This window comes from uncultured Rhodoblastus sp. (genome assembly GCF_903903185.1).
Taxonomy (GTDB): domain Bacteria; phylum Pseudomonadota; class Alphaproteobacteria; order Rhizobiales; family Beijerinckiaceae; genus Rhodoblastus.
In genome coordinates this window covers 1-2003 of sequence record NZ_CAIUXT010000117.1, presented here as the reverse complement: position 1 = coordinate 2003, position 2003 = coordinate 1, and the positions used below count along the sequence as shown (strand labels likewise).

2 protein-coding genes are annotated in these 2003 nt (G+C 62.9%); one reads left to right on the top strand and one right to left on the bottom strand.

Going from position 1 to position 2003, the window contains the following annotated elements; all coding sequences use genetic code 11:
* Nucleotides 1-998 (bottom strand): aldehyde dehydrogenase family protein (locus tag QZY01_RS10640; protein WP_294536829.1); only part of this gene is annotated, 998 nt, incomplete at its 3' end.
* Between the two features lie 312 nt (nucleotides 999-1310).
* Between QZY01_RS10640 and QZY01_RS10635 the strand changes: the two genes are divergently transcribed.
* Nucleotides 1311-2003: cation diffusion facilitator family transporter (locus tag QZY01_RS10635; RefSeq protein WP_294536827.1), on the top strand; the 693-nt coding region annotated here is incomplete at its 3' end.

The following is a 2003-nucleotide window of genomic DNA, read 5'->3' as shown; positions in this document are numbered from 1 at the left end:
CGCTTGCCTCCGATCAGTGCTTTCGCGCCATGGTCGACGGCCTGCCTGACCTGTTCGAGAAGGTGCAGCAGACCATCTTCGCTGGCGAGCGGACCCATCGAGGTCTTCTGATCCGTTGGGTTGCCTGCCTCGATGGCGCCGAGCGCGGCCGCAAACCGCTCCAGAAAAGCGTCCGCAAGCTTGTCGACGACGATGAACCGTTTCGCCGCGCAGCAGGTTTGTCCTGAATTATACATGCGGCCCCAGACCGCCCATTTGACGGTGTGGTCGAGGTCGGCGTCCTCAAGCACGATGAAGGCGTCGCTACCGCCGAGCTCCATCGACGAAGGCTTCAGATTCTGGCCGGCGCGCGCGGCGATGGTCCGGCCGGCGCCAACGCTGCCGGTCAGCGCGACCCCCTTGACGCGTGGGTCGTCGATGACGATGTCGGACTGGGCGTGCGAGATCGGCAGATTGGTGTAAAGACCGGCGGGAGAGCCCGCGTCGCGCAGGAGTTGCTCGAAGGCGATGGCGCATTGCGGCACGCAGGCCGCGTGCTTGACCACGAGAACATTGCCGGCCATCAGCTGCGGCCCGGCGACGCGCGCCAGCTGGTAGTAAGGAAAATTCCAGGGTTCGACGCAGAAGACCACGCCGATCGGACTGCTCTCCATATGGGCCTCGCCGACCGTCGGATGCAACGCCGTCGGCGCCAGGAAACGCTCGGCGTTTTCGGCGTAATAGTCGAGGATATCGGCGCTGAATGCGATTTCGCCGCGCGCCTCGCGGATCTTCTTGCCCATTTCGAGGGTCATGATCGCGGCGAATTCATCGGTTTTCGCGCGCAAGATTTCCGCCGCCCTCGCGATGACGGGAGCACGCTCCGCATAGGGTTTCTGTTTCCAGCTCAGGTAAAATTGCGCGGCGGCGGCGAGCTTCGCCTCAAGCTGTTCATCCGTCAGTTGATCGAAGCTTTTTACGAGCTTCCCGGTGGCCGGATTGAAGCTTTGATAAGCCATGCGTCCATTCCTTTTTGGCAGGCGCGCCGCGCCGCCGATCTTCCGCCGAATAGCCAAGTGAAAAGCTTTTCCTTGCGGCCAGAAAACGCCGCCCATCGGGGCGGCCGCGCCTTCGGAGCGCGATGCGGACTTTAGGCTGGCGCGATGCAGGCGACAGGCTCGGAAACTGCTCACTTGCGAGGTCCCGATTGCTGGCGCATCAAAAACCGAGGTCGTGCGTAGTTTCCGACGCTGTCCTCTCGGGCGCCGGCCATCGCATGAATCGAGCGCGCGACCGCGCCATCGCCTCGCCCCGGCGCCAAAGGATCGTTGATGGCGCCCTGCACCGCCGCCCGGCTCACCACACGCAATGTGCTCTTCGTCTCGATCGCCGGAGACCTGACGATCGCGGCGATCAAGGTAGGCGCCGCCATGCTGACCGGCAGCTCGGCGATGTGGAGCGAAGCTGTTCACTCGCTCGTCGACAGCAGCAATTCCATTCTGCTGCTCTATGGCGTGCACAGGTCGAAGCGGACGCCCGACGACAGCCACCCTTTCGGCTATGGCCGCGAAATTTATTTCTGGAGCTTCGTCGTCGCCGTGCAGGTCTTTGCGTTGGGGGCCGGCGTCACCTTCGTCAATGGCGTCGCGCATGTGCTCCAACCGACGCGCATTGAATTCGAGCATGTGAATTACATCGTGCTGGCGCTGTCGGCGCTGCTCGATGGCTCCACCTGGTTGATTGCGCTGCGCGGGTTCAAGGGCAGGATGCGCTATGCCGAGATTTTTCAAGCTATCCACGACAGCAAGGATCCCCCCTCCTTCATGGTCGTGTTCGAGGATAGCGCCGCGCTGATCGGCCTTTCGATCGCCTTTGCCGGCGCCTTTCTGTCCATTCGGCTCGATCTGCCCGTTCTCGATGGCGTCGCCTCCATTCTCATCAGCCTCGTCCTTGCGGTGACGGCCGCCTTTCTGGCTCGGGAAACCAAGGGACTGCTGATCGGCGAACCCGCCGACCCCGCCATT